The organism is Mesorhizobium sp. dw_380 (assembly GCF_018588885.1).
Lineage (GTDB): Bacteria > Pseudomonadota > Alphaproteobacteria > Rhizobiales > Rhizobiaceae > Mesorhizobium.
This window is the reverse complement of sequence record NZ_JAFFIW010000055.1, coordinates 20,925-28,431: the sequence shown is the minus strand read 5'-3', so window position 1 is coordinate 28,431 and position 7,507 is coordinate 20,925. Positions and strand designations below refer to the sequence as shown.

The 7,507-nt window shown below is 66.1% G+C and carries 6 protein-coding genes; 5 read left to right on the top strand and 1 reads right to left on the bottom strand.

Going from position 1 to position 7,507, the window contains the following annotated elements:
* On the bottom strand, nt 1-1,551 hold a 1,551-nt coding region (locus JT360_RS30375), incomplete at its 3' end, for an ATP-binding cassette domain-containing protein (protein ID WP_250889178.1).
* A gap of 205 nt (nt 1,552-1,756) precedes the next feature.
* On the opposite strand from JT360_RS30375, the gene JT360_RS30370 reads away from it, so the two are divergent.
* The 5 genes from JT360_RS30370 to JT360_RS30350 are packed head-to-tail and all read left to right on the top strand — an operon-like array spanning nt 1,757 to nt 7,442.
* Nucleotides 1,757-3,109, top strand: coding sequence for an LLM class flavin-dependent oxidoreductase (locus JT360_RS30370; protein ID WP_214476678.1), 1,353 nt, complete (start codon nt 1,757-1,759; stop codon nt 3,107-3,109).
* Between the two features lie 10 nt (nt 3,110-3,119).
* Complete coding sequence (locus tag JT360_RS30365) at nt 3,120-3,893, top strand: DUF427 domain-containing protein (protein WP_214476676.1); 774 nt, start codon at nt 3,120-3,122, stop codon at nt 3,891-3,893.
* Between the two features lie 35 nt (nt 3,894-3,928).
* Nucleotides 3,929-5,596: an ABC transporter substrate-binding protein gene (locus JT360_RS30360; protein WP_214476674.1), complete on the top strand. Its 1,668-nt coding sequence runs from the start codon at nt 3,929-3,931 to the stop codon at nt 5,594-5,596.
* A 14-nt stretch (nt 5,597-5,610) separates the two neighbouring features.
* Entirely contained in the window at nt 5,611-6,564 is a 954-nt protein-coding gene (locus tag JT360_RS30355; RefSeq protein WP_502845498.1) for an ABC transporter permease, read from the top strand.
* Nucleotides 6,561-7,442 (top strand): ABC transporter permease, encoded by an 882-nt coding sequence (locus JT360_RS30350; protein ID WP_214476672.1) that lies wholly within the window; start codon nt 6,561-6,563, stop codon nt 7,440-7,442. Before JT360_RS30355 ends, JT360_RS30350 begins: the two co-directional genes overlap by 4 nt.
* Nucleotides 7,443-7,507: the final 65 nt, after the last annotated feature.

Genomic DNA, 7,507 nt, shown 5'->3' with positions numbered 1-7,507 from the left:
CCGGGGGCGCGGGACACGCGCGCCGGGTGGGGCGGGACGGGGGGGCGCCCGCCGTGGGCGATGGGTGACGACGGGGGCGGCAGGGCAGCGGCCGGGGTGGGGATGGTTGAGCCGGTTGGCCACGGGCGCCTGGCCCGCGAGTGCGGGCGCCGAGGTCGGCTCGTCAAGCACGACCAGCCGCGGCAGGCCGGCGAAGGCGCGCGGGATTGCCGTGCGCTGGCGCTGGCCGCCGGACAGGGTTCCGGGTTTCTGCTCGGCCGTGATGCGAGAGAGACGCACCGAGGCCAGCAGGTCGCCGACACGCTGCGGCACGGCGCGGCGCGGCAGGCCGGCCAGCCGCCGCAGCGGGCGGCCAAGGATGCGGCCGATGCGCTGGCGCGGGTTGAGCGTGCGGTCGGGCGACTGGAACACCATCTGCACGTCGCGCCGCTCGCTGGGCTGGCGCCGCTCGACCAGCGGCGCCACGGTCTTGCCAAACAGCTCGACCGAGCCCGCCGTCGCCGGCTGCAGGCCGGTGACGATCCGGGCCAGCGTCGACTTGCCGGAACCGGACTCGCCGATCAGGCCGAAGGTCTCGCCGCCGGCGATGTCGAGGTCGATGCCGTGCAGCACCGGCTGGCCGCCAAAGGATTGTCTTATGCCGCGGCAAGACACGGCGATATCCCGTCGTGGCGCAGGCAAGGCATTGTCTGGCTGTTCTCCGGCCGGCGCGTCGGAAGTCAGGTCCCTGGCATCCTCGGCCAGCCTGCCGTCGCGCTTGGTGCGGTCGAGCGTTGGAATGGCCGCGACCAGCGCCCGCGTGTAGGCATGGCGCGGGTTGTCGAATACCTCGTCGGCGGCACCCGTTTCGACCACCGCGCCCGCCTGCATCACCGAGACCCGGTCGCAGGAGCGCCGGATCAGGTTGATGTCGTGGCTGATCAAAAGGATGCTGGTGCGGTGCTCGCGGCGCAGATCATCGAGGATGGCGATGATCTCGGACTGGACGCTGGCGTCGAGCGCCGTCGTCGGCTCGTCCATCACCAAAAGCGACGGGTCGAGCGCGATCGCGATGGCGATGTTGGCGCGCTGCTGCATGCCGCCCGACAGTTCGTGCGGATAAAGCCGCAGCACGCGCTCGGGGTTGGCGACGCGGACGCGGCCGAGCAACTGTGCGGCGCGCCCGAGCGCATCGTCATGATGCATCGGCCGATGACGCAGGATGGTCTCGGTGATCTGGCCGCCAATGGTCATGCTCGGGTTCAGCGCCGAGCCCGGATGCTGGTAGACGGCGGCGATGCGGTCGCCGCGCAGCCGGCGCAGCTCGGCCGCTGAAAGGTCGCGGATCTCGCGATTTTCGAAGGCCAGTTGCGCGGCCTCGACCCGGGCGTGCCTGGGCAGATAACGCAGCACCGCCAGCGCCACCGAGCTCTTGCCCGAACCGGATTCGCCGACCAGCCCAAGCGCTTCGCCCTGGCCGATCCTGAGCGATATGTCATCAACCGCGCGGTGGATGCGCCTCGCTCCCGCATAGGAAACGGAGAGGTGCTCGACATTTAGAACCGAAGACATGGATGGCAAAACCGAAGACATGGGATGGCCCGAAACCACTTTCTGCGCGCGCCGCGATCAGGGGCAATCGCTTCCGCTTTCTCAGGGTACAATCTCTATAAATTTACTCGAATAAAGCTGGAGCGCAATCTAACTTTCGAGAACTGGAAGATTTTCGGGGCACGGCCGCACGCCGCTGCGCCGCCGATTTTCCGCATCCGACGGCATGTCGCACATGATCCTCAGCGCGTTCTTCTTCAACCCGCAGGGCGACCACCGCATGGCATGGCGCCATCCGCGCGCGCCGGGGCGCGAAGTGCTCGACTTCGACTATTATCGCGAGCTGGTGCAGACGGCCGAACGGGCAAGGATCGACACCATCTTCGTCGCCGACCACGTGTCGATCTGGGATTCGGTCAAGAGCGGCGTCGCGCATTACGCCAATGCGCGCCTCGAACCGCTGACGCTGTTGTCGGCGCTGGCCGGCGTGACCAAACACATCGGCCTGATCACCACGGCATCGAGCTCCTACAGCGAGCCCTTCAATGTCGCGCGCCTGTTCGCTTCGCTCGACCATATCAGCAAGGGCAGGGCGTCATGGAACGTCGTCACCTCGGCGATGGACGAGGAGGCGCGCAATTTCGGCCGCGACGGCAATATCGAACACGCCTTCCGCTATGAGCGGGCCGGCGAATTCCTCGATATCGTCAAGGCGCTGTGGGACAGCTGGGAGGACGAGGCGCTCCTCATCGACAAGGAAACAGGCTATTTCGCCGATCCCGACAAGGTCCATCCGATCGACCACAAGGGCAAGCATTTCAAGGTGCGCGGGCCGCTCAACGTGTCGCGGCCGCCGCAAGGCCATCCGCTGATCGTGCAGGCCGGCTCGTCCGAGGACGGCAAGAATTTCGCCACCGCCCAGGCCGACGTGCATTTCGCCATCTTCGGCACCAGGGAAGACGGCATAAAATACCGGCAGGACATCAACGAGCGGCTGGCGCGCCATGGCAGGCGGCCGGAAAGCTTCAAGATCCTGCCCGGCATCCTGCCTGTTGTCGCGGCCTCCGAAGCCGAGGGCCGCGAAAAGCAGGAGTATCTGCAGAGCCTGCTTCCCGACCAGGTCGGCATCGACCTGCTGTCGAGCTGGAGCGGCATCGATCTCTCGGCCTATCCGCCCGACGGGCCGCTGCCGCCGCTGCCGGACGAGAGCACCTTCAATGGCGGGCGCACCTCGCTCAACCGCGTCAAGCAATGGTCGAAGCAGAACCTCAGCCTGCGCGACATCGCCCGCAAGCTCGCCAACAGCGGTTCGGTGCCGACGGTCGCCGGCACGCCGAAGCAGATCGCCGACCAGCTCGAAGACTGGTTCGTGTCGGGCGCCGCCGACGGCTTCAACCTGATGTTCCCGCTGCTGCCGGAGGACTGGGTGAACTTCGCCGAGCAGGTGGTGCCGGAACTGCAGCGGCGCGGCCTGGTCCCGACCGAATATGCGCCGGGCACGTTGCGCGACCGTTTTGGGCTTGCCCGCCCCGCCAACCGCTTCGCCGAGCAGCGCGCCAATGCGCGCGCCGTGTCCTGAGGAGGCAGCCATGACCGCGGCACCGAACCTTCAGCCCCGCGAAGCCACCGCTCCGCGTCTCGTCAATGTCCTGCACAGCCCCAAGCGCGTGCGCGTCAAATTCGGCGGCCGCACCATCGCCGACAGCCGCAATGTGCTGGTGCTGCGCTCCAACCATTTCCTGCCGATCTATTTCTTCCCGCCGTCCTCGGTCGACCCGTCGGTGCTGAAACCTTCGCTGCATCGCGAGCCGCACGCCGTCGGCGGCGAGACCGCCTATTGGGACATCGACAGCGGCGACAAGCGCGCCGCCAATGCGGCGTGGTCGTTCACGGCGCCGCCGGATGAAAACCTGGCGCCGCTCGCCGGCCGCATCGCCTTCACCTGGAAGGCGGTCGACCAGTGGTTCGAGGAGGACGAAGAAGTCTTCGTCCACGCCCGCGATCCCTATGCGCGCATCGATGTGCTGCAGAGTTCCAGCCATGTGCAGGTCTGGTTCGACGGCGAATTGATCGCCGACAGCCACCGCCCGGTGCTGCTGTTCGAGACCCATCTGCCGACGCGTTTCTACCTGCGTCCGGAGGATGTCCGGCTGGAGCGGCTGACGGCGTCCAACTCGACGACACGATGTCCCTACAAGGGCATCGCGTCCTACTGGTCGGGTCTCTTGAAGGACGGTTCGGTTCGCCCCGACATCGCCTGGAGCTACCGCGACCCGATCGACGAAATGCCCAAGATCAAAGGCCTGATCGCCTTCTACCCGCAAGCGGTCGATCGCATCCATCTCGACGGGCAGCCGGCCTGACCCCACCCGTCTTCTTATTTCATGTGAGGCACACAATGACGAAAAATTCCGACATCGATACTTTGCGTGACCATTTTGGGCGCAACCAGTCCGGGCGCAACCACACTGGCGACATCTGGAATGTCGCGGTCGACGAATACGCGCAGGGCTTCCTCAAGCGCCGCGATCTCCTGAAATACGCAGCCCTTCTCGGCCTCACCGGCTTTGCCGCCTCGCAAGGGCTGTTCACGCCAGGCGCGGCACGCGCGGCCACCACCGGCGGCACGGTCCGTGTCGGGCTCGGCCAGCCGACCAAGGCGATCGACCCCGTCACGGTGACCGATCCAGCCAGCATCGGCGTGCTCAGCCAGGTCGGCGAGTACCTGATCCTCGACGATCCCAAGGATGGGCTGCAGCCGAAGCTTGCTTTGTCCTGGCAAGCCGACGAGACGGCCAAGCGCTGGACGTTCAAGCTGCGGCCGGGGGTGAAATTCCATGATGGCCGCACCGTCACGGCAAAAGATGTGGTGGCGAGCTTCGAACGGCTTGTCGACCCGGCCAGCGGCTCGTCCGCCTTGTCGGCCTACAAGGGCATCCTCTCCAAGGGCGGCACCAAGGTCGTCGATGACGAAACGGTCGCCTTCGATCTCGACCAGTCGAACAGCAATTTCCCGTTCTATGTTTCCTCCGACGTCTACAATGCCGTCATCCTGCCGGCCGACTATGCCGGCGATTTCGAGAAGACTTTCAACGGCACCGGCCCGTTCAAGCTGGACTCCTTCCGTCCCAAGCAGGGCGCCAGCTTCGTGCGCAATCCGGACTATTGGGGCGACAAGGCGCTGCCCGACCGGGTCGAGATCAAGTTCTTCGACGACGAGCAGGCGCAGGTGCTGGCGCTGCAGGCCGGCCAGCTCGACGTCATCCCCAGCACCACGCGGCTGGAACTGGCCATCGAGGGCAATCCCAATTTCAAGCTGCTCAGCGTGCAGGCAAGCTCGCATGATCCGGCGCATCTGCGGACCGACCAGGCGCCGTTCACCGACAAGCGCATCCGCCGCGCGCTGGCGCTCACCATCGACCGCGAGGCGGTGGTCAAGGGCCTGTTGAAGGGCCGCGCCGTCGTCGGCAACGACACGCCATTCGCGCCGATCTTCCCCTCGGCCGATCCGTCGGTGCCGCAGCGCAAGCAGGACATCGCCGAGGCCAAGCGGCTGCTTGGCGAGGCCGGCGTGCCCAACGGTTTCGAGGTGACGCTGACCACCGAGCGCGCCTATGACATTCCCGATTATGCGGTGCTGATCCAGAACTTCGCCAAAAAGGCCGGCATCGACATCAAGCTCAACGTGTTGCCGCAGGATGCCTATTACGGATCGGCGACGTTCGGCAGCTCGCCATGGCTGGATTCCAACCTCGGCATCACCGATTTCGGCCATCGCGGCACGCCCGACATCTTCCTCAACGCGACGCTGAAGAGCACCGGGAGCTGGAACGCGGCGCATTTCAACAATCCGGCCTATGACGCGCTGCTCATCGACTACGGCAAGGCGCGCGACCTCCAGGCGCAGCGGCTCGCCGCCGGCAAGATCCAGACCCTGCTGCTTGACGAGACGCCGCTGATCATCAGCTACTTCTCGCAATACAGCCGCATCGTCAGCGCCAAGGTCGAGGGCGTGCGCTTCACCGCCATCTCGCATCTGCTGCTCGACAGAGTGTCGTTCGTGTGACCGCCTCGATGGCGATCGTGCGGCCGCTGGCGGCACGCGCGGGCTCGCTGCTGTTGACGCTGTGGCTGGTCAGCGCGCTGATCTTCCTCGCCGGGCAGGTGCTGCCCGGCGATGTCGGCCGCGTCATGCTCGGCCCGTTCGCCGATGCGCAAGCGGTGGCCGAACTCAATCGCAAGCTCGGCACCGACCAGCCAATCCCTCAGCAATACTGGCACTGGTTCAGCCGGGCGATCACGGGGGATTTCGGCGAATCCCTCTCCATGCGTGCACCGGTGGCGCCATTGGTGCTGGAAAGCATCAGGAATTCCGCCGCACTCGCCGGTGTCGTGCTGGTGTTCCTGGTGCCGATCGGCATCGGCGCCGGCGTTATCGCGGGCCTGAGAGCCGGCAGCCTCGTCGACCGGCTGATCGTGCTGACCGGTGTCTCGCTCTCGATCGTGCCCGACTTCGTTTCCGGCCTGCTGCTGCTGATGGTCTTCGGCCTGTGGCTCGCCTGGTTTCCGATCACGGGTGCCGCGCCCGAGGCCGCGGGTTTCTGGACGAGAAGCTATTACCTCATCCTGCCGGCGCTGCCGCTGGTGCTGAACCTCATCGGCTATGTCGCGCGCATGACCAGGGCAGGGGTGATCGAGGCGCGCGGCGCGGACTATACGCGCACCGCGATCCTGAAGGGCCTCAGCCCCTCGCAAGTGCTGTTCAAGCATGTGCTGCGCAACGCGCTGGTGCCGACGGTGGCGGTCATCGCCACCCAGAGCGGCTTCCTGCTCGGTGGTCTGGTGGTGATCGAGGCGCTGTTCGGGATACAGGGCCTCGGCAATCTGGTGCTGACCGCCGCCAAGGCACGCGACTTCCCGATGCTCGAGGCCGGCGTTTTGGTGATGGCTGCGATTTTCGTGTCGACGGCCGCGATCGGCGACGTCCTGCAGGCATTGCTCGATCCGCGCCAGCGCCGGCGGAACGCGCCATGACCGATCTTGCCCAGTCTCCTGTGCGCAGTGACTCCAGGCTCTCCCGGATCGGCCGGCTGCGCGGCTTTTTGCCCGAGGTGGCGCCGTCGACCGTGATCGGGTCGGTGGTGCTTTTGTTCTGGGTCGCCTGCGCCGTGTTCGGCTGGCAATTCGTGCCCTTCGATCCCTATGCCGAGGATTTCCTGTCCATGATGACGCCGCCCGACGCGGTGCACTGGTTCGGCACCGACCAGCTCGGCCGCGACGTGCTCTCGCGCATCATCGTCGGCTCGCGCGACATCCTGCTGGTGGCGCCGCTGGCGACGCTGGCGGGTGTTGCCGCCGGCAGCGTCATCGGCCTGGTGCTCGGCACTTTTGGCGGCATGGTCGATAGCGTCGGTGCACGGCTGCTCGATGCCGTCATGTCGCTGCCCTTCATCGTCCTGGTGACGATGGCGCTGGTGGCGATCGGCCCGTCAAACCTCACCGTCATCCTGGTGATCGGCCTTGCCTATGCGCCGCTGGTGGCGCGCACGGTGCGCACGGCTGTACGCGAACAGCGCGAGCGCGACTATGTCAGCGCCGCGCGACTGGCCGGCGAAGGCCGGCTGGCCATCATGTTCCTGGAGATCCTGCCCAATGTGAGGGAAACCATCCTGATCGAGCTCATCACCCGGCTCGGCTACGCCTTCTTCTCGATCGCGACGCTGAGCTTCCTCGGCCTTGGCATCCAGCCGCCTTCGGCCGACTGGGGGCTGGCCATAGCCGACGGCTACGGATTCCTCACCGGCGGCAAATGGTGGGTGGTGGTGTTCAATTCGGCGGCGATCATCTCGCTGGTCATGGCCACCAACCTCATCGCACAAGGGATCGGCGCCTTCGAAAACGGTGACAAATAGGCACGACCCTTCACCAGCAAAGCGCGCAGATGGTCGGCTATTCGATGCAATTTCTTTGCAACCCG

Excerpts from the sequence above, each read along its gene's own strand:
- JT360_RS30350 (WP_214476672.1), top strand. The coding sequence starts at position 6,561 with ATGACCGATCTTGCCCAGTCTCCTGTGCGCAGTGACTCCAGGCTCTCC.
- JT360_RS30365 (WP_214476676.1), top strand. The coding sequence starts at position 3,120 with ATGACCGCGGCACCGAACCTTCAGCCCCGCGAAGCCACCGCTCCGCGT.
- JT360_RS30370 (WP_214476678.1), top strand. The coding sequence starts at position 1,757 with ATGTCGCACATGATCCTCAGCGCGTTCTTCTTCAACCCGCAGGGCGAC.
- JT360_RS30360 (WP_214476674.1), top strand. The coding sequence starts at position 3,929 with ATGACGAAAAATTCCGACATCGATACTTTGCGTGACCATTTTGGGCGC.